Consider the following 24,541-nt stretch of genomic DNA (forward strand, 5'->3'; position numbering starts at 1 on the left):
ACAAATTATTTATTTCTTTTCGTTCTATCTGTCAAATTTATTTCCTGTTCACGTTTACCGTATAATTGATTAATTTCATTTGCTAATGCATCTAAATAGGAATCGGAAAAAATAGGCTTCTTTTCTTTAGACATATGAGTCTCCTTTATCGATTTTTTAGTATTCATTATGTATATTTACCAGCGGATTATGCGCAATCATTTAAATTTTTTCTTTTTAAAAATTTTTGTTTACATTTTGAAAATAAAGGAGTATTATAATCCACAGTTTCAATTTTCTAAATCGCTGAAACCGTATGGTGCGGGGGACCCGTTCTTATGGATTAGTACTTAATCCAATGGGGTGAATCCTTGAAAAAGGTAGGGCTACTCATAGGCCCGAATCCGACAGCTAACCTCGTAAGCGTTATATTGAGAAGGAAGGTGGAGCTTGTGCGACAAAAAAAATAATGTCTACAAGTCTATTTCGTTATGGCTTGTAGACATTTTTTGTTTTCTGAAGAAATCGTTTATCCGCTGTAACTAGCAGAAAAGTTCATACAAAATTATTGGAGAGTGGACAGCAGTGGTTTCATCAATCAAAAGGTTTTTAATTGGAAGGCCGTTAAAATCAACTGAGTTAGGAGAGCAAAAGCTTAATAAAACGAAGGCGCTAGCCATTTTATCTTCTGACGCATTGTCATCGGTCGCATACGGACCAGAGCAAATATTAATCGCACTAGCAGGCCTAGGAGCAGTAGCTTATTGGTATTCTATTCCTATCGCTGTTGGGGTATTAGTATTATTGACAGCCCTTATTTTATCTTATAGACAAATTATTTTTGCTTATCCGCATGGCGGGGGCGCATACGTAGTATCAAAAGAAAATTTAGGGATGAATCCAGGGTTAATAGCTGGAGGGTCTTTATTAGTCGATTATATTTTAACTGTTGCAGTAAGTGTGTCAGCAGGTACAGATGCGCTTACATCAGCCTTCCCTAGTTTACATGCACATAATGTAATCATTGCAATTATATTTGTTATATTGATTACTATTTTAAATTTAAGAGGGGTAACGGAATCAGCTTCCGTTTTAGCATATCCTGTTTATTTATTCGTTTTAGCCCTATTTATATTAATTGGTGTAGGTATTTATAATATTATAACTGGTCAAGTTTCACCGACATTACATTCACCGATTGGAACACCAGTTGCAGGAATTAGTTTATTTTTACTGTTACGAGCATTTGCGTCAGGAAGCTCTGCTTTAACGGGTGTTGAGGCAATATCTAACGCAATTCCAAACTTTAAGGATCCTGCGCCTAACAATGCAGCGAAAACATTGCTTGCAATGGGGGCATTACTTGCAGTTTTATTTTCAGGAATTGTCTTTTTAGCTTATTATTACGGAATTACTCCAAGTAAAGAAGTAACAGTTGTTTCACAAATTGCTGAACAAACTTTTGGGCGTAATTTCATGTACTATTTTATACAAGGTACAACAGCTTTAATATTAATTCTTGCTGCTAACACAGGGTATTCTGCATTTCCGCTATTAGCAGTTAACCTTGCAAAAGACAAATTCATACCGAGAATGTTTACGATTAGAGGAGACCGCCTAGGTTACTCAAACGGTATTATTATACTTGGAATTGCTTCGATTATTTTAATTGTAGCTTTCCAAGGGCAAACAGAACATTTAATTCCGTTATATGCAGTAGGTGTATTTATTCCGTTTACACTCTCTCAAACGGGGATGGTATTAAAATGGCTTCGTGAAAAACCAGAAGGATGGGCTTTGAGATTAACGGTTAATTTAATTGGTGCAGTTATTAGTTTTATCGTAATGAGTATGTTCTTTTTAACTAAGTTCGCACAAGTTTGGTCAATCCTTATTTTCTTACCTGCCATCATCTTCTTGTTCCATAGAATTAAGAAGCATTACGATGCAGTGGGTGATCAATTAAGTTTAAAAACTTGTGAGCCACTTGTTCCAATTGAGGGAAATGTAATTGTTGTTCCTGTAGCTGGTATGACGCATGTAGTAGAAAATTCATTGAACTATGCGAAGGCTCTTTCGGCAGATCAAGTTATTGCTGTATATGTTGCTTTTGACAGAGAAGAGGAAAAGAAATTTGAAGAGAAATGGAAGAAGTGGCAACCTGAAGTAAGGCTTGTTACGTTACATTCTCATTATAGAAGTATTATTCAGCCACTAACAAAGTTTATTGATACAGTACAATATAAAGCGAGTGAGTCAAATTACCGAGTTACTGTAGTTATACCACAGTTCATTCCGAAAAAAGGTTGGCATAACATTCTTCATAATCAATCTAGTTTACTCATTCGTGCGTATTTACTCTATAAAAGAAATGTTGTTATTACGACAGTTCCATATCATTTGAAAAAGTAAGAAGATTTTTTAAGGATAGCTTCATGAAAGTGAAGCTATCCTTTTTGTGTATATGCTATGCATAATTGCATATGAGTCTAAAAGATATATTGATATAATTTTTATGTCTATGGATAAGTAGGATTTTTTGTTGTGATATATGGATATTTCAATTGAAATAGTGTAGCGGATTATATTTTGAAATAAGGACATGAAAGCTTGAAAATAAAGGGAATGAAAATACTTCTTTACGTTATATAAATAGCTGTGTTTAAATGACCTTACAGTACAAAACTTATATGAAAACAAAACGAAATTTCATATTTACGTACGTTATTTAGTTTAAAATGAATAATATTTTCATGTAATATATTCACTGTGTGAATGTGGAAATGGCTATAAAATAGAAATTTTATACAATGTTATTCATACTAATCACATATGAAATGTTTTATAACAATAAGTAAGTACTGTAGCAATAAAAGTTGAGAGAGGTGGTTCATACATGGATCGCGGTGAGAACGTTCTCTATTTTAACCATCTCAAATTATGTGCAAGAAAATAGAATAATAAAATGCGATAGTAATAGTTGCTAATACATAGGAGGAGTTAAAGTGAAAAAGACTTTAATTACAGGGTTATTGGTTACAGCAGTATCTACGAGTTGTTTTATTCCTGTAAGCGCTTACGCTAAGGAGGGGCAAACAGAGGTGAAAACAGTATATGCACAAAATGTAATTGCTCCAAATACATTATCCAATTCAATTAGAATGTTAGGATCACAGTCACCGCTTATACAAGCATACGGATTAGTTATTTTACAACAGCCAGACATTAAAGTAAATGCGATGAGTAGCTTAACGAATCATCAAAAGTTTGCAAAGGCGAATGTACGAGAGTGGATTGATGAATATAATCCGAAGCTAATCGACTTAAATCAAGAGATGATGAGATATAGTACTAGATTTAATAGTTATTATAGTAAGCTCTATGAACTAGCAGGAAACGTAAATGAAGATGAACAAGCAAAAGCAGATTTTACAAATGCATATGGAAAATTACAACTGCAAGTACAAAGCATCCAAGAGAGTATGGAGCGAGATTTATTAGAGTTAAATCGATTTAAAACGGTATTAGACAAAGATAGTAGCAACCTATCAATTAAAGCCGATGAAGCAATAAAAACACTACAAGGATCAAGTGGGGATATTGTGAAATTAAGAGAAGATATTAAAAGAATTCAAGGGGAAATTCAAGCGGAACTAACTATTATTTTGAATAGACCTCAAGAAATTATTAAAGGTTCTATTAATATCGGTAAACAAGTATTTACAATTACAAATCAAACTGCACAAACGAAAACAATTGATTTTGTTTCTATCGGTACTTTAAGTAATGAAATTGTCAATGCTGCCGATAGTCAAACGAGGGACGCAGCTCTTCGCATTCAGCAAAAGCAAAAAGAGCTACTACCACTTATTCAAAAGTTATCACAAACTGAAGCAGAAGCAACACAAATTACATTCGTTGAAGATCAAGTAAGTAGCTTTACAGAACTAATTGATCGCCAAATCTCAACTTTAGAAACGTTATTAACGGATTGGAAAGTTTTAAATAGTAATATGATCCAAATTCAAAAGAATGTTGAAGAAGGCACGTATACAGACAGTAGTTTACTTCAAAAACATTTCAATCAAATTAAAAAAGTAAGTGATGAAATGAATAAACAAACGAACCAATTTGAAGATTACGTTACAAACGTTGAAGTACATTAAAAATAAGTAACGATATAGGGAGAGAAGAAAAATGACAAAAAAACCTTATAAAGTAATGGCTCTATCAGCACTTATGGCAGTATTTGCAGCAGGAAACATTATGCCAGCCCATACGTATGCAGCTGAAAGTACAGTGAAACAAGCTCCAATTCATGCGGTAGCAAAAGCTTATAATGACTATGAAGAATACTCATTAGGACCAGAAGGCTTAAAAGATGCAATGGAAAGAACAGGTTCAAACGCCTTAGTAATGGATCTGTACGCTTTAACAATTATTAAACAAGGGAATGTTAACTTTGGTAATGTATCGTCTGTTGATGCGGCTTTAAAAGGGAAAGTAATTCAGCACCAGGATACAGCTAGAGGAAATGCGAAGCAATGGCTAGATGTATTAAAGCCACAGCTTATTTCAACGAATCAAAATATCATTAACTACAATACGAAATTCCAAAACTATTATGATACTTTAGTTACTGCGGTTGATGCAAAGGATAAAGCAACTCTTACGAAAGGTTTAACTAGATTATCAAGTAGTATTAATGAAAATAAAGCGCAAGTAGATCAGTTAGTAGAAGACTTGAAGAAATTCAGAAATAAAATGACATCGGATACGCAAAACTTCAAGGGAGACGCAAATCAAATTACATCTATATTAGCTAGTCAAGATGCTGGAATTCCGCTTCTGCAAAATCAAATTACAACGTACAATGAAGCGATTAGTAAATATAATGCAATTATTATCGGTTCATCAGTTGCGACAGCTTTAGGGCCAATTGCAATTATCGGTGGTGCAGTAGTTATTGCTACAGGTGCAGGAACGCCGCTAGGAGTCGCATTAATTGCAGGTGGTGCAGCAGCTGTAGGTGGTGGTACAGCTGGTATCGTATTAGCGAAGAAAGAACTTGATAATGCACAAGCTGAAATTCAAAAAATAACAGGACAAGTTACAACTGCTCAATTAGAAGTAGCTGGGTTAACGAACATTAAAACACAAACGGAGTATTTAACAAATACAATTGATACTGCAATTACAGCGTTGCAAAACATTTCAAACCAATGGTACACAATGGGATCAAAATACAATTCTTTACTTCAAAATGTAGATTCAATCAGTCCAAACGACCTTGTTTTCATTAAAGAAGATTTAAACATTGCGAAAGATAGCTGGAAAAACATTAAAGACTATGCAGAAAAGATTTATGCTGAAGATATTAAAGTAGTAGATACGAAAAAAGCATAATCGGATACGAATCGTTAGAGCGTTACGTATTGATGAGTGATTTGAAGCTCCTGTTCAGTTGTGAGCAGGAGCTTTTTATACCCTTATAAAGAAAATAGGTGAAAAGTATGCAGAAAAGATTTTATAAAAAATGTCTTTTAACGTTAATGATTGCTGGAGTGGCAACGAGTAACGCATTTCCTTTACATCCTTTTGCAGCAGAACAAAACGTAAAAACATTGCAAGAAAGTGCGGGAAATTATTCGCTAGGGCCAGCTGGATTCCGAGATGTTATGGCGCAAACGACATCGAGCATATTTGCAATGGATTCATATGCAAAATTAATTCAAAATCAGCAAGAGACTGATTTGAGTAAAATAAGTTCCATTAATAGTGAGTTTAAAGGAAATATGATTCAGCACCAAAGAGATGCAAAAATTAACGCGGCGTATTGGTTAGATCATATGAAGCCGCAAATTATGAAAACAGATCAAAATATTATTAATTACAATAATACTTTTCAAGCGTATTATAATAGTATGCTAATTGCGATTGATCAAAAAGATAGCGTAAAGTTAAAAGCGGATTTAGAAAAATTGTATGCGGATATTGTAAAGAATCAAAATGAGGTAGATGTATTATTAGGGAATTTGAAAGCTTTTCGCGATAGAATGGCGAAAGACACAAATAGCTTTAAAGAGGATACAAATCAATTAACATCGATTTTGGCAAGTACGAATGCCGGTATTCCAGCTCTAGAGCAACAAATTAATACATATAACGATTCAATCAAAAAAAGTAATGATATGGTCATTGCTGGTGGTGTACTATGCGTAGCATTAATAACATGTCTTGCTGGCGGACCGATGATTGCGATTGCGAAAAAAGATATCGCAAATGCAGAAAGAGAAATCGCCAATTTAAAAGATAGAATTTCTGGCGCACAAGCAGAAGTCGCAATTTTGACAGATGTGAAAAATAAAACAACAAATATGACTGAGACAATTGATGCAGCAATTACAGCACTGCAAAATATATCAAATCAATGGTATACGGTAGGGGCAAAATATAATAATTTATTACAAAACGTAAAAGGAATCAGCCCTGAAGAATTTACCTTTATAAAAGAAGATTTACATACAGCGAAAGATAGCTGGAAAGATGTAAAGGATTATACAGAAAAATTACATGAAGGCGTGGCGAAGTAAACAGTGGACTAGTTCCGCTGTTTATTTTTTATCCTGTTTTTTGTGAGAGGTGGACTTGTTATTTAATATATAAATTTGCTGTGTTTTTTTATTAATGTAGTTTTGGGGTAATGTTTAATCAAATCGATACTAATAACTTAGATAAACTTCTGATTAAGCTTTTTATATTTAATGTTTTAATAAAAAAAGCTATAATGTAAGCAAAACTAAAAATTGGAAAGGAAATACTAGAACATGGAAAATTATCTATTATTTATCCTTACAGCAATGCTAATCATAATAATGCCTGGTCCTGGTTTTGCACTAGTTACAAAAAACACTATCTCGCATGGTAAAAATGGTGGGATAAAGACCGTTTTAGGAACGATATCTGGAATGATGATTCATACAATAATGGCTACGCTAGGACTCTCTGCCATCCTAATGAAATTTGCTATGTTATTTACATTTATAAAATATGCTGGGGCTTTTTATTTAATTTACTTAGCTGTAAAGTCAATTAAAAGTGCCTTACATAAAAAAGAAAATATGTTAGGTTCAGTAGAAATGGACTCTAAAGATATTGGAGCAATTAAAAGTTTTAGACAAGGATTTACTACGGCAATTTTAAACCCAAAAACTGCTGTATTTTTCCTAAGTTTTTTACCCCAATTTATTGTGAGCAACCAAAGTCATTTCTTCCAATTTCTTTTGTTAGGACTCACATTTACGACTTTGACAGCAATATGGTATTTGCTTTATATCACGCTAATACGTCAATTAAGAACTTTTTTAAGAAAAGAAAGAGTGAATCGTACAATAGAGGGGATTACAGGCGCGGTATTATTAGTATTTGGAGTTAGATTGTTTTTCCAAAAATAAATATGTATATGAAAAGAGAAATAATCACTATTGATTATTTCTCTTATTTACTTATTCCAAAACTACTATTTTACAATTGATTTCACACCTTCATACTGATTTTATATATATATATCTAATTTGAACTTTAAAACTGACTTTTTCAATAACCTGACCGGTTTGCTTTATAAGAAAAAATCTTACATTATGGGGGCGGGCAGATAACCAGTAGGGGAGGGATAAAAAAGCATTGATTAAAGTTTCATTTTAAATACTAAGTGTAGTAGAAGTTCAGTTAGATAAAATTCGGTAGTCGAAATTTCTTGCATAAAGCTGTATAATGCTTGTAACGAAAAGGAAATACAGGAAAGGATATGTAATGAGTTACTATGGATAAAGATAAACAACAATTAAGCGTTGAAGTTGCAAGGTTATATTATCAATCAGATTATAGTCAGCAAGAAATTGCTAATAAATTAAATATTTCAAGGCCGACTATCTCTAGACTATTAAAGTACGCGAAAGAAAAAGGATTTGTTCAAATTAGTATAGCCGATCCATTTGCTGATTTAGATAACGTTGGGAATTTACTAAAAGAAAAGTACAACTTGTTAGAGGCACATGTCGTATTTTCTCCAGTGCCAGAATATGCAACGATTACAGAATATATTAGTAAATATGCAGCTGAGTATATGGAAAAGACGGTTAAAACTGGTGATATCGTTGGTGTAAGCTGGGGAATGACGATGTATGAAATCGCTAGAAAAATTGTACCACAACATGTAAAAGGTGTAGAAGTTGTTCAGTTAAAAGGTGGTATTAGTCATTCGAGTGTAAATACATATGCGAATGAAACGATTGCTTTATTTGCAGATGCTTTTCAAACGACGCCAAGAAATCTACCCCTTCCAGTTATATTTGATAATGCAGTGACAAAAGAATTAGTAGAGCAGGATCGACATATTCATCACATTATCGAAATGGGGAAACAAGCGAATGTTGCGATTTTCACTGTAGGAACAGTGAGAGACGAAGCGCTATTATTCCGATTAGGTTATTTCGATAAGGATGAAACGAATTTGCTCAAAAAACAATCGGTCGGTGACATTTGTTCACGATTCTTTGATGGAGACGGAAAGATTAGTAGCGAAGAAATTAATCAGCGTACAATTGGGATTGAGTTAGAAGAATTAAAGTTGAAGAAACGTTCTATATTAGTTGCAGGTGGAAATAGAAAAATAAAAGCAATTGATGGTGCGTTACGTGGCGGGTATGCAAATGTATTAATTATTGATCAGCATACGGCGAAGGAATTGTTACATTATCAAAAAGATTAAAAATAAAAGGCTTTCTCAAGATGTTAATTTTGAGAAAGCCTTTTATTTTCTTATGTATGAATTATGGGAGTGTTATTTGAATACAAATTGCCTTTTTAAAAATAATTATGGATATTGAGATACATACTACCATTGTTAATATAAAATTTTTGATTTTAAATATGAATTGTTTCTTAGTTAGAATGAGCTTTATTTACTACAAGAAAATTCCTTTTTGAAAAGAATGAACAAAATTTCAAAAGTGTATTTACATTTGTTCAACTAAGAGTTAGAATGAAGTTGTTAAAAGATATGAGGAGTGAAGATAATGAATATTGCAAAGTTAATTGACCATACAATTTTAAAAGCTAATACTACAAAAGAAGATGTTATGAAAGTAATCGAAGAAGCAAAGGAATATAAATTCGCTTCTGTTTGTATTAATCCTACATGGGTAAAGCTAGCTGCTGAAGAATTAGCTGGACATGGTGTAGACGTTTGTACTGTAATCGGTTTCCCATTAGGAGCAAGCACTACTGAAACAAAAGCTTTCGAAACAAAAGATGCTATTGCAAAAGGTGCAACTGAAGTTGATATGGTAATCAACGTAGGCGCTTTAAAAGATGGCGATAACGAGTTCGTTGAAAAAGATATTTATGAAGTAGTACAAGCAGCAAAAGGAAAAGCTCTTGTAAAAGTAATCATTGAAACTTGCCTATTAACAGATGAAGAGAAAGTACGCGCTTGTGAATTATCAGTAAAAGCTGGTGCTGATTTCGTAAAAACTTCAACTGGATTCTCAACTGGCGGAGCAACTGCTGAAGATATCGCATTAATGCGTAAAACAGTAGGACCAAACGTTGGTGTAAAAGCATCTGGTGGCGTTCGTACACGTGAAGATGCAGACAAAATGGTAGCTGCTGGAGCTTCTCGCGTTGGAGCAAGTGCTAGTGTTGCAATCGTATTAAATGATGCAAAAGGTGCTACAGATAACTACTAATCATTAATGAAGTCAAAAGCAATAGATACACAAAGTAAAGTGTATCTATTGCTCTAATAATTGAAAAAAATGTAAGCGGATACGAATGGGAGGAGACGGCTTATGAAATACTTAATCGGTATTTTTGGCCTCGTATTGATTTTAGGTATCGCTTGGCTTGCTAGTAATGATAGAAAGAAAGTCAAATATCGCCCAATCATAACGATGGTTATATTACAATTCATTTTGGGGTTTTTATTATTAAATACAAGTGTAGGGAATATATTAATTAGCGGAATAGCAGATGGTTTTGGAGAGTTATTAAAATATGCCGCTGATGGTGTGAATTTCGTATTTGGTGGATTAGTAAATCAAAAAGAGTTTTCGTTCTTTTTAAGTGTATTAATGCCAATCGTATTTATCTCAGCTTTAATAGGTATTTTGCAACACATTAAAGTATTACCTATTATTGTGAAATCTATCGGTCTAGCATTAAGTAAAGTAAATGGAATGGGGAAACTAGAATCATATAACGCTGTTGCTTCTGCGATTTTAGGACAATCTGAAGTGTTTATTTCAGTTAAGAAACAACTAGGATTATTGCCAGAGAAAAGAATGTATACACTATGTGCATCTGCAATGTCTACCGTTTCAATGTCTATCGTTGGATCGTATATGGTGTTATTAAAACCGCAATATGTTGTAACCGCTTTAGTGCTTAACTTATTCGGTGGTTTTATTATCGCTTCTATCATTAACCCTTATGAAGTTACTGAAGAAGAAGATATGTTAGAAGTACAAGAAGAAGAGAAAAAGACTTTCTTTGAAGTACTAGGGGAATACATTATAGATGGATTTAAAGTTGCGATTACAGTAGCAGCTATGTTAGTCGGTTTCGTTGCTCTTATCGCATTCATTAATGCAGTATTTAAAGGTGTAATCGGTATTTCATTCCAAGAAATCCTTGGCTATGTATTTGCGCCATTTGCATTTATTATGGGTGTACCTTGGCATGAAGCAGTTAATGCCGGAAATATTATGGCAACAAAATTAGTATCAAATGAATTTGTCGCTATGACAGATTTAGCACAAGGAAACTTTAATTTCTCAGATAGAACGACAGCGATTATATCTGTATTCTTAGTTTCATTTGCAAACTTCTCTTCAATTGGAATTATTGCAGGGGCAGTTAAGAGCTTAAATGAAAAGCAAGGGAATGTAGTCGCAAGATTTGGTTTGAAATTACTTTTCGGTGCAACATTAGTAAGTTTCTTATCAGCAACAATCGTAGGCTTATTATTTTAATAGATTCATATCATATAAAAAGGAATGGTGATTGTAATGAGAATGGTAGATATTATTGCGAAAAAACGTGACGGCAAAGAATTAACGACTGAAGAAATCAAATTCTTTATTAATGGATATACAGACGGAAGTATTCCTGATTATCAAGTGAGTGCACTTGCAATGGCAATCTTCTTTAAAGATATGACAGATCGCGAACGTGCAGATTTAACGATGGCAATGGTGGAGTCTGGAGAAACGATCGACTTATCAGCAATTGAAGGAATTAAAGTAGACAAACATTCAACTGGCGGTGTTGGTGATACAACAACATTAGTATTAGGACCATTAGTCGCTGCTTTAGATGTACCAGTAGCAAAAATGTCTGGTCGTGGATTAGGACATACAGGCGGAACAATTGATAAATTAGAAGCGGTAGAAGGATTCCACGTTGAAATTACGAAAGAGCAGTTCATTGATATTGTAAACCGTGACAAAGTTGCTGTTATTGGACAAACAGGAAACTTAACACCTGCCGATAAAAAGATTTATGCATTACGCGATGTAACAGGAACAGTAAACTCAATTCCTTTAATCGCAAGTTCAATTATGAGTAAAAAAATTGCAGCTGGTGCTGACGCAATCGTACTTGATGTAAAAACAGGTGCTGGCGCATTTATGAAAACAGAAGAAGATGCAAAAGAATTAGCACATGCAATGGTACGTATCGGAAATAATGTAGGACGTCAAACAATGGCTGTTATTTCAGATATGTCACAACCGCTTGGTTTTGCGATTGGTAACGCTCTAGAAGTGAAAGAAGCGATTGATACGTTAAAAGGCGAAGGTCCAGAAGATTTAACAGAATTAGTACTTGTATTAGGAAGCCAAATGGTCGTACTTGCGAAAAAAGCAAATACGTTAGAAGAAGCTCGTGAAATGCTAATTGAAGTTATGAAAAATGGAAAAGCAACTGAGAAGTTTAAAGAGTTCTTAAGCAATCAAGGCGGAGATAGTTCAATTGTAGACAATCCAGAAAAAATGCCACAGGCGAAGTATGTAATTGATGTACCTGCAAAAACTTCAGGTGTTATTTCTAACATTGTTGCAGATGAAATTGGTATCGCAGCTATGCTCCTTGGTGCTGGTCGTGCAACAAAAGAAGATGAAATCGATTTAGCGGTAGGATTAATGTTACGTAAAAAAGTGGGCGATACAGTAAAAGAAGGCGAGCCGTTCGTAACGATTTATGCAAATCGCGAAAATGTAGAAGATGTAAAAGCTAAAATTTATGAAAACATTTCTATCGCTGAAACAGCAGTGGCTCCTAAATTAGTTCATACAGTTATTACTGACTAATCATAATTACACTTACTTTAAGGAGGAAATAATATGGATAAGAAAAAATATATCGAAGAAGCAAATAAGATGTTAGCAAAAGCATATATTCCGTATTCGAAATTTCCTGTTGGTGCAGCATTAGTTACGAAAGAAGGTAAAATCTATACTGGTTGTAATATAGAAAATGCTTCTTACGGTTTATGTAACTGTGCAGAAAGAACAGCGATCTTTAAAGCAGTATCAGAAGGAGAGCGCGATTTTAGTTACTTAGTTATTACAGGCGAAACGGACGGACCAATTTCACCATGTGGTGCTTGTAGACAAGTAATTGCTGAATTCTGTGAACCGAAAATGCCAGTTTTACTAACGAATGTAAAAGGTGATGAAAAAGAAGTGACTGTAGAGCAGTTACTGCCTGGTGCCTTTTCAATTGAAGACTTAAAATAAATTAAAAGGTCATTCCACAATTAATAGTTGTGGAATGGCCTTTTTTATTTTCAATAATAGAATGTAATATTTTGTTCATATTCCGTTCATAAACTTTCCGTAAAATGATTTCAGCGAATATGGAAAGTTTACAACAGGGGGAATAAAATGAAGAAATTATATAATGCAGCATTCATTTACTTAATTATCGGTTTATTATCAGGAGTATTTGCAAGAGAGTATTCGAAAGCACAAGGAATTAAAGGATCCACAATGTTGCAATTAGTGCATACACACGTATTAGTGCTCGGCTTCGTCTTCTTTTTAATTGCTTTAGCTTTATGTAAAGTATTTCATGTCCATGAAACAAAGAGTTTTCATGCATGGTTTGTTGTTTATAATGTAGGAGTAATTTTTACTGTCGCTACAATGCTATGGAGAGGACTTTTACAAGTAAATGGAACTGACTTTAATGGTTTAAGCCATATGGCTGGATTAGGTCATGTTATTATAAGTATCGGGCTCGTTTGGTTTATGATTTTGCTTAAAAAGCCTTTTAAATAGATAGGAGTGGATAGTATGATAGCACTTTTATCAAGTATTGTAGCAGTTTGTATGGCTGTTGGTGTCATGTTTCTTCGCTTTAAAGCAGCCAAAAAACCGGTAACGAAAAAGAAGATTATATTACCGCCAATTTTTATGAGTACTGGTGCAATGATGTACTTCTTACCGGAGTTTCGATTAACATCGTTAGAAATAGTAGAGGCGATTAGTATAGGACTTATTTTCTCTATATTTCTTATTAAAACAACTAAGTTTGAAATAAGAAACGAACATATATATATGAAACCGTCAAAAGCATTCATATTTATTTTAGTAGGCTTATTGGCTGTACGAGTAGCGTTAAAATCGTATTTAAGTCAATCAATTGATTTAGCAGAGTTAAGCGGAATGTTTTTCTTACTTGCATTTGCAATGATTGTATCGTGGAGAATTGCGATGTATCGCTCGTTTACTAAATTAGAAAAGACAATAAAAAGAGCTGGAATTTCTAAATAGGAATTCCGGCTCTTTTTATGTTTTATACGATTGTTTTTTTAGCTTTGATTTCATTTGCTTAATTTTAAACGTATTTGAGCATCTTGTAATGCGGCTGGTGTAACGTTAAGACCATGTTGATCAACAATTTTTGTGTTCAATAAAATGGAATCTAAGCTTCCACGAAATGTTTTTGTATAGTTTTGACGCAACATTTGTTGCTCTTGTTTTTCATCAACTGTTAATCCAGATGTTTTTTCTTTTTTTGATAATTCGTTAATACGGAATAAAATGTTTTTCATTTGTTTCACCTCTAGTTAAATTTAATTACATTAGTTACTTACTAATGTATAGTTATTGTAACGTATCTTTTAATAAGTGTCAATGCTTATAAATATTTCTTGTTTTGTAAGTGTATGGGGTGATAAAAAATGAAAAAAACTACAAATACTTGAAATAGAAAAGATGTTAATATACAATACCTTAGTAGGGTATATAAAGGTGTTGTTTTTCATTATGAAAGTAATAAGCAAAAAGGAGTATGTAATAATGAATGCAGTAATTTCAAAGAAAGAAACAATCATCTCATATACGATTGCTATTTTATTTATTTTAGCTATGGTAACAGCAGGTGTGTTATTAAATGATCCAGAAGTCATTTTGCCGGAAATAGCAGCAATGGCAGTTGCTTTATGGGCGTATCGTGAGCCAGGATGGTTAAGACAACCAGAAAAAATCTTTATTGCACCGTCAATAACAGCAGTGATTGGCTTTATGGTGAATCAAATGGATATAGCCTATTTAGGGAAAGTAAGCTTAACGCTTGTATTCATGATGCTGTTTTTACGTGTTATTCAATCCAATTTAGCACCATCTATTGCGACAGGTTTATTACCATTAGTAACAAATGCGACGGAATGGTCCTTTGTTATCGCAGTTTGCGCTTTAACATTTATTTTAATGGTTGGTGTTCTTATATTTAAATTGAACAACGGTATTGAGCGAAAAGTGAATATACAGTATAAATATATGACTGTATTTCTAATACTAAATTTCGTGTGGATCAGTTTATGTTGGATAACTGGTTATGAACAATTAGCGGTTATTCCGCCAATTCTAGTCGTTGTGTATGAATCGCTTCAAAAACCGATGTACAATGAAAAAATGGCATTTAAACAAATATTAGTATTAACTACATCAGCAACTGTTGGAACTTTATTGTATTTTGCAATTGATTCATGGATTGTAGTCACTTTATTCAATATGATATTAATGCTAATTTTATTAAAAATCGTTGGAGTACGTATTCCAGCAGCGTATGCATTCCCATTACTTCCGCTCGTATTTCCTGATGAAATGATAAAAATGTTACCAGTAGGTTCATTCGTTGCAGGGGGATTTTTATTTGGTGCAGTACTATTGTATAAGAAGTGGGAGATGAAGCAAAAGGGCATGCAAATGTAGAGAAGAACATACAATCTTTAGTTAGCATAAAAAATAGACACCTGCGGGTGTCTATTTTCATTAAATGAAATTTAGCTTAACGCATTTAAACAATTAACTAGTTCTGTTGCTTTAGAGAAGAAGGGAGAATGATCAGCTTCTAAAGTAATGATCTTTGAGCAAGGAGTTTCTGTATTCATTCGGCGCTGAAAATCAATCGGAATCGCTCTATCTAGAGTTGTTTCAATATAAATGCGGTCTATAGTTCCAAAGCTTTCTTCAGAAATTTTCAGCTCTTGTTGGAATGGTCCTAGTGGCTGAGGGCGCATTTTTTTGAAAGAAGCTTCTTTAATTTCTTCATTTTCGGTAGCATTTAAAAATGTTTGTTCAATCAGATTAGGTATAAGTTCTGCAGTCATGTCATTCTCATTTACAGAGAATTGTGGGCCAACCTCTCCGGCTAGTTTACTACCAAGGCTTTCTCCATTTTGCGGTAAGAATGCACAAAGGTATACTAATTTATCGATTTTATTCGGTATATATTCAGCGGTTTGGGTAATAACGATTCCGCCCATACTATGTCCAACAAGAATAACTTTTTCAGTTTGTTGATTTATAGTAGCTGTTACTGCATCAACATAGGAATCTAACGTGATATTTTGTGAAGGAGTTACATCTTGCCCGCTTCCAGGTAAGTCTAGTGTAACAACTGTATGTCCGAAAGCCTCTAGTTGAGGTTTTACTAATTCCCAGGCCCATTCACCTTGCCATGCTCCATGTACTAAAACGTAAGTACTCATTTAATCAACACTCCTCTAATGTTTATATGTTTATTTTTTCGTAATATTGATGATGTATAATTAGTGTATATGAAGTAGTTTGATAAATATAATGAAGGTTATTTATAGATGATATAAATATCTTTTATATAAGGAGAACAGCATGAACGTTTTTGATTTTGAAGTTTTTAAATATGTGGCGCGTTTGAACAGTATTAGTTTAACGGCGAAAAAATTACATATGACACAGCCTGCTATAACGCATATCATTAACAAATTAGAGAAGAGATATGCGTTAACTTTATTCGATCGATCTAGACAAGGAACAGTTTTAACTGAAAATGGAAAAGAATTTTTAGTTTGTGTAGATCGACTTCTAATGGAGTATGAAAATCTTGAAGAAACAGCTTTACAATTGAAAAATAAAAGCTTGTATAAGATTGTACTAGCTACATATCCTTCCGTTACTGTATATTGTTTGGCAGAGTGTATCGAATTAGGTAATTTTGATCAAAGTCAGTATGTACTTGCAGTTCGAGAGGGAAGTTATCAAGAAGTGTTAGATTGGTTGTCTTCTGGAAGTGCAGATTTTTCTATTTCTATAAAAGAAAACTTAATTCCAGGATTTCATTATGATGTCATTGGTGAAGATCCGTATGTTATGGTTTCTTCAAAGTCAGTTCCATCTGGTCTTACAATGAAAGAGTTGAAAAATTATCCTTTTATAATGCCACTTTCTGGTTGTAAAGAAGTACTTGAACCATATTTGATGAAAAATGAAATAGTAGTTAATAAAGTGATGGAATCAGAGACAATTAGTTCCGCGTTAGCACTGGCTTTACAAGTTAAAGGAATAACAATCGTTCCATTATCAGGACTTCATAAACAAATTATTCATGAATTCATCGTGCAACCGATAGAAATTAAAATTCCACGACAACTTATTATGCAATGGTCACCTAAAAAAGAAAATGACGCACTGTTTCTGGCGTTTGTTACGAATTTACTAAGCCAACTACAACAAAAGAAAAAATGAATAAAATGGTACAAAAGGTAAGCTCATTTCACTGAAGCTTACCTTTTGTGTGTATTACCAATATAGGACAGTATCATAAAGCCCGATTAATATAAGGAGAACACCGGCTATACGCTGAATGTTTTTTCCTATTTTTCGGCTCTTTTTCAGTAAAGTCCCATTTAATCCAAGATAGGAGATGATGAACATTAGTACAACGATAGGTAGAGCAGTTCCTATCGAAAAGAATGTCGGAAACAAGTAACCATAATTATATGAGAAAGATAAAGGGATTAACGTTCCGAAAAATAGAACGAACATAGTCGGACAGAAAGCTAAGGAAAAGAAGAATCCAAGTAAAAATGAGCCAACCTCATTTTGTTTTCGTATAAATTTGATCGAGAAGAAACTTCTTCCTTTTATAATACCTACCAACATTAGCCCCATTAAAATTAATAAAGGTCCAATTATTTTTCGTAACCATGGGAAATACAAAGTTAATATTTGCTGAATCTCTTTTCCTAAAAACCATACTAATAGTCCAAGTGTCGTAAAAGCTATTATTTTTCCTAAAATGAATAACAATATATGTTTCCATGCATGTCCCTTTTGTAAAGATTGATTCCCATAAAGTGTAATAGCGCTAATGTTTCCTGTTAATTGGCAAGGAGCAAGGGTACCTACAATACCTAATAAAAACGCAAATAAAAGAGGAATTGATTTCGTAGCATTCGCGACATCCATTAAAGGAGACATGAGTTGATAACTCCACTCGCTAATTGTTGAAAACACGTTATATTCACCTTTCTAATTAAATTGAAATGCTCCTTCTTTAGTAATCTGCTTCCAAGTTTTCCCCTCATCTGTAGAAAGGAACACATTTGCTTTCATTGTAGCAAATACTATTTCAGATGAATTTTGAGGATTTTGTGAGATGTACATAATTGTATCTTTAGAATCTAAAGATGGAATCTGTAAGTTTGTTTCTTCATTTGTAGCAATTGATTTCTTCGTTATCATTTGCTTATTGATAGGGGCGTAAAAAACATCTTCATTACTTAATGTAACTGCTGTCGATTCAAGTGATGTAGAGAATAGTTCAAATGTATTTCCGTAATCTGTAGATAAGTAAACACCGTCTTTAGCACTTACCGCGACTACACTAGATTGATCAGGGTGTACGGAAAAGGAATGAATTGTACTTGAAAGACCTTTTAACTTACTATTTTTCCAATCTTGTCCGTTGTTCGTACTGAAATAAAAACCTTGTTGTAATTTAGAATTTGGACGCTCATTGTATAAATAAATTGCTTCCGTATTATATCCGACAGCAAGGTTGTGAAAATCAGATTCTCCATAAAACGCTAACTTCTCGAGGGTATTACCGCCATCAGAACTTTTCATTAATCCTAAAGGATTTTTTAAATTTGCTCCTGGTGCAGGATGACCGCTGGCAAAGAACCCATTCTTCGTTGCCTGAAATCCCATATAATCATGTAGCTCAGTCTTAGTTTCAAACCATTTTCCATTTTGATAAACTTTTATCCCGCTATGAGTGGCGATAGAAACCCCGGGCGTATTTCCTGCATAGCCAATTCCGTGAATGTGCTCGATTTTTCCAGATTTAGTTTCCTTATAGAAGTTTTGCGGACTCGTATTTGCTGTTTCTGTATGTTTTGGTTGAGATTGCACCGTGTCTTTCTTCACTGGTGCTGTCTCGGCGTTGCTAGAACATCCTGTAATGATGAATAAAGACGTAATTGCTATCCCTGTTGCTACATAATATTTCAAAGTTGTAGCTCCTTTCCTATATATGAGATTTTAAGTATATGGAATAAATGTCAAGAAATTGTGGAGTGGTATGCATAATTTAGATTGGAATGGGCACTAGTAATGAAAAATTTCCTTTTTCTATGAGTACTATTAATTGACGAAAAATTATAACAATAATAGAATGAATTGTATTGGGTAATTAGATTTACCAGTATACATAGAACGCTAGGGGGATTATTATGAAATCAACATTTTTTGCTCAAAATAGAGAACGATTAGTAAACACATTACCAGACGAATCTATTACTATTTTATTTGCTGGACAAGCACCTCATATGTCAGCAGATGCACATTATAAATTTGTGCCGAATCGAAATTTTTACTATGTAACAGGAATCGATGAACCAAATGTTATTTTCATGTTGAAGAAGTTTGGAGATAGTGTTGAAGAAACACTTTTCATTGAAAAATCGGATCCAGTAATGGAAAAATGGGTCGGTAAAACAGTTTCTAACGAAGAAGCAGAGAAAATTTCAGGTATAAAGAAAGTTGTATATTTAGATAGCTTTGAAAAGACAATGTCAAATATACTTTTTACAGAAAATGTGAAGCATCTATATTTAGATTTAGAGCGTCGTGAGTGGAATGGGACGGAGACAAAAACAAAAACGTTAGCGTTTGCTAAACATGTAAGAGAACAGTATCCACACGTTTTAATTGGTAATGTATATCCGAATATTTGTGAATTACGAGTGTTTAAAACAGAAGAAGAAGTTGAAATTATTAAAGAAGCGATTGCTGTAACGAAAGAGGGCATTTACAACGTACTTAAGCATGCAAAAGCTGACATGATGGAGTATGAATTAGAAGCTCAGTTTGATTTCACACTGAGATCATCTGGCATTAAGCATCATGCGTTCAATACAATTTTGGCAAGTGGAAAAAATGCTACAGTTCTTCATTATGAAGACAATGATGCACAAATTCAAAATGGTGATTTAGTACTGCTAGATTTAGGCGCTCAAAAAGACTACTATAACGCTGATATTAGTTATACATTCCCGGCAAATGGAACATTCTCTAGTCGTCAAAAACAAATGTATAATATTGTATTAAAAGCATTGAAAGAAACAACGGAACTCATTAAGCCAGGAGTAAAGTTTGCTGCATTAAATGAGCATACAAAAAAGGTACTAGCAGAAGAGTGTAAAGAAATTGGCTTAATTCAAGAAGACGAGGAACTATCTAAATATTACTATCATGGTGTTAGCCATTTCCTTGGTTTAGATACGCATGATGTAGGAACATATAAAGATAGAGTGTTAGAAGAAGGTATGGTAATAACAATTGAACCTGGTCTTTATATTGAAGAAGAATCAATTGGAATTCGTATTGAAGATGATATTCTTGTAACGAAAGACGGACATGAAAACTTGTCAAAAGATATTATTAGAGAAGTTGAAGAGATTGAAGCGTTTATGAGAGAAAATAATGTGAATGTAAAAGAAGATGAAGTTGTTACGAAATAATCATTAGTAAAGACGCTCAATTTTGGGCGTCTTTTTATTTGATCCATTGCACATCTCCATATTTTCTTGAAAATCATTTTTTATAATGATTTTGAAAAAGAAAAAGGAGGGATTTTCCATGAAGCGATTTGTATTAACAGCAGTTACAGTCTCTGTCATATCTTTAATTGCTGCATGTTCTGCGACCACAAATACAACAAATGATCATAAAAATATGAATGATAAAAAAGCAGAACAGACTGAAACTGCTACAAAACCATTGAAAGTTATAAAAGGACCAGAAGTTACTTTAGTAGCGAAAGAAGAAAAGCAAAAGCTAAGTAGCGGTATTATTGTTCCGGTCTGGACATTTAATGGTTCATCTCCTGGACCAGAAATCAGGGTGAAAAAAGGTGAAAAGGTTAAAGTGACATTAAAAAATGAATTATCTGCACCAGTATCTATTCATTGGCATGGATATCCAGTCCCAAATAACATGGATGGAATTCCGGGTGTGACACAAGATGCGGTTGAATCAGGAAAAAGTTTCACCTATGAATTTGAAGCGAACGTACCAGGAACGTATTGGTATCATTCACATCAAGATTCTGTAAATCAACTAGATAGAGGTTTGTATGGTGCTCTTATTGTAGAGGATACAAGTGAAAAGTATGATAAAGATTACAAATTAATGTTAGATGAATGGGTAACAGATAAAGAAGAAATTAATAAGCAGTTAAAAGAAATGACAAAAGGGAAAACAGAAAAAGCAGACGGTAATAAATCTAGTAAGGATAATGAAAATAAGAAAAAGAATGATGATAAGAACGGTATGGATCATTCCGGTATGGACATGGGCAGTGATAAAAAAGATTCTAGTAATATGGCAGGAATGGACCATGGAAATATGAAGATGGAAGGTCATGATATGAGTATGTATGACATATTCACAATCAATGGTAAAAGCGGAGATTTAGTAGAGCCATTAAAAGTGAATAAGGGGGATAAAGTTCGTCTTCGACTCGTTAATGCTGGTTATCTATCACATGATATACACGTTCACGGTCATGATATAAAAGTAATTGCGACAGATGGTCAACCAATAAACGATCCAAAAGTTATAAAGGATAAAGTAATTTCAATCGCACCTGGTGAACGTTATGATATTGAATTTACTGCTAATAATCCTGGGAAATGGTATGTTGAAGACCATTCAGCAAATAAAGGTGCAAAAGGAATGAAAGCTGTTATTGAATATGATGGCAGCAAAGAGATGAAAGATAAAGCAAACGAAAAAGAAAAATTACCGAAATTAGATATGACGAAATATGGTGCTAAAAAATTAGGTAGTTTCACGTTAGAGCAGCAGTATACTGCCACATATAATATGGACTTGAATACGCAAATGAATGGAAATGAAATGGTATATACAATTAACGGAAAGGTATTTCCGGACATTGACCCGATTCCAGTAAAAAAGGGTGATTTAGTAAAAATAAAATTAGTAAATCGTTCTAAAATGGACGATCATCCAATGCATTTACATGGTCACTTCTTCCAGTTGTTGAGTAAAGATGGAAAACCGATAGAAGGTTCTCCAATTGTGAAAGATACTTTGAACCTAAAACCAGGTGAAGAATATGAAGTAGCCTTTGTAGCAGACAATCCGGGTGATTGGATGTTTCACTGTCATGATTTACACCATGCTTCCGTGGGGATGGTAACAGAAGTGGAATATACAGATTATAAATCTGATTATGTTCCGGACCCTAACATTCCTAATAAACCGGAATAATGTGAAATTCATGTAGTTTATAATGATGTAAAGCAGTTATCTTAATAGATGGCTGCTTTTATATGTAATGTTGTGAATGGGGAATATTATTTTTATAAAAGTTTAAACAATAAGAGGGAGCTATCCTGTAGAAAGAGTTTACAAGGTGAAAATATTTTTGATGAGAAGTGGGTAGATTTAATGTATTATATTGTAGTTTCAAAAGGCTAAATATTTATATTTGACCATTCTATTATTTTGTACTACAATTCGTAGTGTGAAAGGAGAACTGGTATATTTAATCAAAAGTATAAGTGAAGAAGGCCTAAATTATGATTTTTTTATTTTTGTAGTATTAATAATAGCTGATTATTTTTAGCTATTTTTTTTTGGAATTTAAACTACAATATGTAGTGTTAGATTGAAGAGAAGATTTTCAGAGTGTGATGAATTTAACTTTCCTTTATTACTAGATATAGATGGTGGAAAATAAATGAAAATTCAATATGGATAATAAAAGGATACTTTTGCTGAATAGTTAGAACGAAAAGAAATAGAATTTGATATAAAAATATAATGATACTTAAATATATTTATAGGAAGGTGTTTTGTACTTATGAAAAAGATTTTAGCTAGTGTAGCAGTAGCTTCTGTTACAGGAAGTGTATTTATTAGTACTGCTCAAGCGAAAAATACTGTTATACAAAAAGACATGAAGCATGAGCAACCTACTGATGTAGTAAAATATGAAAATCAAGTAACAGTAAATACAAATACTCTACGTGTCCGCACACAACCAAATACGTTTAGTGCAATAATGGGACGCGTGTATGAAGGAGAAGTTTTACAAGTTATTGGAGAAGAAAACAGTTGGCTGAAAATTAATCATAAAGGAAAAACTGGCTATGTAAGTAGTGAATTTGTTTCGGAAAATAATGTATCAGCGAAGACGAATGTAAGCATGAGTCGTAGTAAAACTGTAACTGCTAATGTATTACGTGTTCGCACACAACCAAATACGTCTAGTGCAATAATGGGGCGCGTGTATGAAGGGAAAGCTTTACAGGTTATTGGAGAAGAAAACGGTTGGTTGAAAATTAATCATAATGGAAAAGTAGGTTATGTAAGCAGTCAATTTGTAATAGACGGTAGCTCAAATGGAAGCGACAATAACAATGGGAAATTTCAAGTAGCGAGTGGAGATTACAAAGTTAACGTATCCTCCCTCCGCGTTCGTACAGGTCCAAGTACTTCCCATACGATTTTAGGCTCTATACATAAAGGACAAGTTGTTCAAGTAACTGGTGAAATTCAAGATTGGGTCAAAATTAACTATAGTGGAAAAACTGCTTATATTAGTAAAGATTACATTTCAAAGAGTGGCTCTAATGCAAATGTAGACCAAACAAATGAACAACAAAAGAATGTTACGGTTCAAACTGACGGTACATACATTGTAAACGCTACTTCTTTACGTGTGCGTACCGGCCCTGCTACTTACCATAGTGTAGTTGGTGGTGTATTATACGGACGAATGTTACAAGTAACTGGCGTTGAAAATGGCTGGTTGAAAATTAATCATAATGGAAGAACTGGTTATGTAAGTAGTGAATATGTAAAATTCGTTAAAGGAGGTACACCATCAATACCTGAAACCAGTAATCCATCTACTGGAGCAACAGTTGGTGACTACTATGTTAACGTAAGCATGTTAAATGTAAGGAGCGGCGCTAGTACAAATCATGGGGTAATCGGTGCATTATCAAAAGGAATAAAAGTACAGGTTCTATTTGAACAAAATGGATGGGGGAAAATTAATTACAACGGTAAAAACGGTTATGTATCAAGTAAATTTCTATCAAAAACAAGTGAGACTGATGCAGAGGAGCAGCGACAATCCCAAGAGGTAAATACAACAAATGACTTTATTCAACCAGCTGTAGGAAGATATACTTCTAGATTTGAGAAACGTGGTGGCCAAATGCATCACGGATTAGATATTGCTGCTTCAGGAATAGTGCCGGTTGTTGCCGCCGCAGAAGGTGTAGTCACTCGCTCTTATTATTCTACAAGCTATGGTAATGTGGTGTTTATTTCTCACAATATTAATGGACAAACCTATACGACTGTATATGCTCATTTAAAGAGTCGTTCTGTTACTGCTGGTCAAAAAGTAAAGCAAGGACAACAACTTGGCATAATGGGGAATACAGGACAATCTGAAGGACAGCACTTACATTTTGAAATCCATAAAGGTGAATGGAATGCACAGAAGAGCAATGCTATGGATCCAAAAATATATATTGGTTAATTGAAAATTTATTATTTCAACATGGAATTGTATATCTTGCTCAAGCAAAGAGAATTTCATAGATTTAGAAGTTTTAGCCTAACGATTCAAAGTGTTTTTTATCTTCATCTGTTAAGAAATAAAAATAATGAAATCGATTCCC

General features: G+C 33.6%; 22 protein-coding genes and 1 riboswitch. Of the genes, 17 read left to right on the forward strand and 5 right to left on the reverse strand.

The window, feature by feature from the left end:
• Positions 1 to 5: 5 nt before the first annotated feature.
• Entirely contained in the window at positions 6 to 134 is a 129-nt protein-coding gene (locus J0835_RS09205) for a hypothetical protein (protein ID WP_000031869.1), read from the reverse strand.
• A 139-nt stretch (positions 135 to 273) separates the two neighbouring features.
• Positions 274 to 420, forward strand: a riboswitch (cyclic di-AMP (ydaO/yuaA leader).
• 144 nt (positions 421 to 564) lie between these two features.
• Between J0835_RS09205 and J0835_RS09210 the strand changes: the two genes are divergently transcribed.
• The 12 genes from J0835_RS09210 to J0835_RS09265 all read left to right on the forward strand — a co-directional run bounded on the left by J0835_RS09210 (position 565) and on the right by J0835_RS09265 (position 13,817).
• Positions 565 to 2,391 (forward strand): APC family permease, encoded by a 1,827-nt coding sequence (locus J0835_RS09210; protein WP_087980186.1) that lies wholly within the window; start codon positions 565 to 567, stop codon positions 2,389 to 2,391.
• Between the two features lie 593 nt (positions 2,392 to 2,984).
• Entirely contained in the window at positions 2,985 to 4,145 is a 1,161-nt protein-coding gene (nheA, locus tag J0835_RS09215) for a non-hemolytic enterotoxin NHE subunit A (protein ID WP_087980187.1), read from the forward strand.
• Positions 4,146 to 4,176: 31 nt separating this feature from the next.
• Positions 4,177 to 5,385, forward strand: coding sequence for a non-hemolytic enterotoxin NHE subunit B (gene nheB, locus J0835_RS09220; protein ID WP_087980188.1), 1,209 nt, complete (start codon positions 4,177 to 4,179; stop codon positions 5,383 to 5,385).
• 107 nt (positions 5,386 to 5,492) lie between these two features.
• A complete protein-coding gene (gene nheC / locus J0835_RS09225) occupies positions 5,493 to 6,572 on the forward strand; it encodes a non-hemolytic enterotoxin NHE subunit C (RefSeq protein ID WP_087980189.1) in 1,080 nt (359 codons plus the stop codon).
• A 234-nt stretch (positions 6,573 to 6,806) separates the two neighbouring features.
• Positions 6,807 to 7,433 carry a LysE family translocator gene (locus J0835_RS09230; protein WP_087980190.1) on the forward strand — a complete coding sequence of 209 codons (627 nt, stop codon included), beginning with the start codon at positions 6,807 to 6,809 and terminating at the stop codon, positions 7,431 to 7,433.
• Positions 7,434 to 7,801: 368 nt separating this feature from the next.
• A complete protein-coding gene (locus tag J0835_RS09235; protein WP_087980191.1) occupies positions 7,802 to 8,749 on the forward strand; it encodes a sugar-binding transcriptional regulator in 948 nt (315 codons plus the stop codon).
• A gap of 307 nt (positions 8,750 to 9,056) precedes the next feature.
• Complete coding sequence (gene deoC, locus J0835_RS09240) at positions 9,057 to 9,728, forward strand: deoxyribose-phosphate aldolase (RefSeq protein WP_064476406.1); 672 nt, start codon at positions 9,057 to 9,059, stop codon at positions 9,726 to 9,728.
• 102 nt (positions 9,729 to 9,830) lie between these two features.
• The gene (locus J0835_RS09245; protein ID WP_000876170.1) at positions 9,831 to 11,012 is read left to right on the forward strand and encodes a NupC/NupG family nucleoside CNT transporter; all 1,182 of its coding nucleotides are present in this window, start codon (positions 9,831 to 9,833) and stop codon (positions 11,010 to 11,012) included.
• Between the two features lie 36 nt (positions 11,013 to 11,048).
• Positions 11,049 to 12,350, forward strand: coding sequence for a pyrimidine-nucleoside phosphorylase (locus J0835_RS09250; protein WP_087980192.1), 1,302 nt, complete (start codon positions 11,049 to 11,051; stop codon positions 12,348 to 12,350).
• Between the two features lie 33 nt (positions 12,351 to 12,383).
• Positions 12,384 to 12,779 (forward strand): cytidine deaminase, encoded by a 396-nt coding sequence (locus tag J0835_RS09255; protein WP_000358522.1) that lies wholly within the window; start codon positions 12,384 to 12,386, stop codon positions 12,777 to 12,779.
• Positions 12,780 to 12,926: 147 nt separating this feature from the next.
• Entirely contained in the window at positions 12,927 to 13,322 is a 396-nt protein-coding gene (locus tag J0835_RS09260; protein WP_087980193.1) for a DUF2871 domain-containing protein, read from the forward strand.
• 15 nt (positions 13,323 to 13,337) lie between these two features.
• A complete protein-coding gene (locus J0835_RS09265) occupies positions 13,338 to 13,817 on the forward strand; it encodes a CcdC family protein (protein WP_087980194.1) in 480 nt (159 codons plus the stop codon).
• 50 nt (positions 13,818 to 13,867) lie between these two features.
• Here J0835_RS09265 and J0835_RS09270 read toward each other — a convergent pair whose 3' ends face one another.
• The gene (locus tag J0835_RS09270; protein ID WP_046955048.1) at positions 13,868 to 14,098 is read right to left on the reverse strand and encodes a DUF896 domain-containing protein; all 231 of its coding nucleotides are present in this window, start codon (positions 14,096 to 14,098) and stop codon (positions 13,868 to 13,870) included.
• Between the two features lie 247 nt (positions 14,099 to 14,345).
• Between J0835_RS09270 and J0835_RS09275 the strand changes: the two genes are divergently transcribed.
• Entirely contained in the window at positions 14,346 to 15,260 is a 915-nt protein-coding gene (locus tag J0835_RS09275; RefSeq protein ID WP_140386732.1) for a hypothetical protein, read from the forward strand.
• A gap of 71 nt (positions 15,261 to 15,331) precedes the next feature.
• On the opposite strand, the gene J0835_RS09280 is transcribed toward J0835_RS09275, so the two are convergent.
• Positions 15,332 to 16,039 carry an alpha/beta fold hydrolase gene (locus tag J0835_RS09280; protein ID WP_087980196.1) on the reverse strand — a complete coding sequence of 236 codons (708 nt, stop codon included), beginning with the start codon at positions 16,037 to 16,039 and terminating at the stop codon, positions 15,332 to 15,334.
• 142 nt (positions 16,040 to 16,181) lie between these two features.
• Here J0835_RS09280 and J0835_RS09285 point away from each other — a divergent pair, with 142 nt between their 5' ends.
• Positions 16,182 to 17,054: a LysR family transcriptional regulator gene (locus J0835_RS09285; RefSeq protein WP_087980197.1), complete on the forward strand. Its 873-nt coding sequence runs from the start codon at positions 16,182 to 16,184 to the stop codon at positions 17,052 to 17,054.
• Between the two features lie 54 nt (positions 17,055 to 17,108).
• Here the strand turns inward: J0835_RS09285 and J0835_RS09290 are convergent, their stop codons facing one another.
• Together J0835_RS09290 and J0835_RS09295 are read right to left on the reverse strand one after the other, a co-directional pair.
• Complete coding sequence (locus J0835_RS09290; RefSeq protein WP_222122524.1) at positions 17,109 to 17,825, reverse strand: urease accessory protein UreH domain-containing protein; 717 nt, start codon at positions 17,823 to 17,825, stop codon at positions 17,109 to 17,111.
• A 15-nt stretch (positions 17,826 to 17,840) separates the two neighbouring features.
• Positions 17,841 to 18,824, reverse strand: coding sequence for a F510_1955 family glycosylhydrolase (locus J0835_RS09295; protein WP_087980199.1), 984 nt, complete (start codon positions 18,822 to 18,824; stop codon positions 17,841 to 17,843).
• Between the two features lie 221 nt (positions 18,825 to 19,045).
• Between J0835_RS09295 and J0835_RS09300 the strand changes: the two genes are divergently transcribed.
• From J0835_RS09300 to J0835_RS09310, 3 genes are all read left to right on the forward strand, one after another.
• On the forward strand, positions 19,046 to 20,335 hold the full coding sequence (locus tag J0835_RS09300) for an aminopeptidase P family protein (RefSeq protein WP_087980200.1): 1,290 nt from the start codon (positions 19,046 to 19,048) through the stop codon (positions 20,333 to 20,335).
• A gap of 118 nt (positions 20,336 to 20,453) precedes the next feature.
• The gene (locus J0835_RS09305) at positions 20,454 to 22,109 is read left to right on the forward strand and encodes a multicopper oxidase family protein (RefSeq protein WP_087980201.1); all 1,656 of its coding nucleotides are present in this window, start codon (positions 20,454 to 20,456) and stop codon (positions 22,107 to 22,109) included.
• 595 nt (positions 22,110 to 22,704) lie between these two features.
• Positions 22,705 to 24,399: an SH3 domain-containing protein gene (locus J0835_RS09310; protein WP_087980202.1), complete on the forward strand. Its 1,695-nt coding sequence runs from the start codon at positions 22,705 to 22,707 to the stop codon at positions 24,397 to 24,399.
• The last annotated feature ends 142 nt before the right edge of the window (positions 24,400 to 24,541 follow it).

The sequence above is a fragment of the Bacillus cereus group sp. Sample62 genome (assembly GCF_036851315.1).
In the GTDB taxonomy this organism is placed as follows: domain Bacteria; phylum Bacillota; class Bacilli; order Bacillales; family Bacillaceae_G; genus Bacillus_A; species Bacillus_A wiedmannii.

Coding starts and splice junctions, on each gene's coding strand:
- deoC (WP_064476406.1), top strand. CDS start 9,057: ATGAATATTGCAAAGTTAATTGACCATACAATTTTAAAAGCTAATACT.
- J0835_RS09310 (WP_087980202.1), top strand. CDS start 22,705: ATGAAAAAGATTTTAGCTAGTGTAGCAGTAGCTTCTGTTACAGGAAGT.
- J0835_RS09250 (WP_087980192.1), top strand. CDS start 11,049: ATGAGAATGGTAGATATTATTGCGAAAAAACGTGACGGCAAAGAATTA.
- J0835_RS09265 (WP_087980194.1), top strand. CDS start 13,338: ATGATAGCACTTTTATCAAGTATTGTAGCAGTTTGTATGGCTGTTGGT.
- J0835_RS09270 (WP_046955048.1), bottom strand. CDS start 14,098: ATGAAAAACATTTTATTCCGTATTAACGAATTATCAAAAAAAGAAAAA.
- nheC (WP_087980189.1), top strand. CDS start 5,493: ATGCAGAAAAGATTTTATAAAAAATGTCTTTTAACGTTAATGATTGCT.
- J0835_RS09205 (WP_000031869.1), bottom strand. CDS start 134: ATGTCTAAAGAAAAGAAGCCTATTTTTTCCGATTCCTATTTAGATGCA.
- nheB (WP_087980188.1), top strand. CDS start 4,177: ATGACAAAAAAACCTTATAAAGTAATGGCTCTATCAGCACTTATGGCA.
- J0835_RS09260 (WP_087980193.1), top strand. CDS start 12,927: ATGAAGAAATTATATAATGCAGCATTCATTTACTTAATTATCGGTTTA.
- J0835_RS09300 (WP_087980200.1), top strand. CDS start 19,046: ATGAAATCAACATTTTTTGCTCAAAATAGAGAACGATTAGTAAACACA.
- J0835_RS09230 (WP_087980190.1), top strand. CDS start 6,807: ATGGAAAATTATCTATTATTTATCCTTACAGCAATGCTAATCATAATA.
- J0835_RS09285 (WP_087980197.1), top strand. CDS start 16,182: ATGAACGTTTTTGATTTTGAAGTTTTTAAATATGTGGCGCGTTTGAAC.
- J0835_RS09305 (WP_087980201.1), top strand. CDS start 20,454: ATGAAGCGATTTGTATTAACAGCAGTTACAGTCTCTGTCATATCTTTA.
- J0835_RS09245 (WP_000876170.1), top strand. CDS start 9,831: ATGAAATACTTAATCGGTATTTTTGGCCTCGTATTGATTTTAGGTATC.
- J0835_RS09280 (WP_087980196.1), bottom strand. CDS start 16,039: ATGAGTACTTACGTTTTAGTACATGGAGCATGGCAAGGTGAATGGGCC.
- J0835_RS09275 (WP_140386732.1), top strand. CDS start 14,346: ATGAATGCAGTAATTTCAAAGAAAGAAACAATCATCTCATATACGATT.
- J0835_RS09255 (WP_000358522.1), top strand. CDS start 12,384: ATGGATAAGAAAAAATATATCGAAGAAGCAAATAAGATGTTAGCAAAA.
- J0835_RS09235 (WP_087980191.1), top strand. CDS start 7,802: ATGGATAAAGATAAACAACAATTAAGCGTTGAAGTTGCAAGGTTATAT.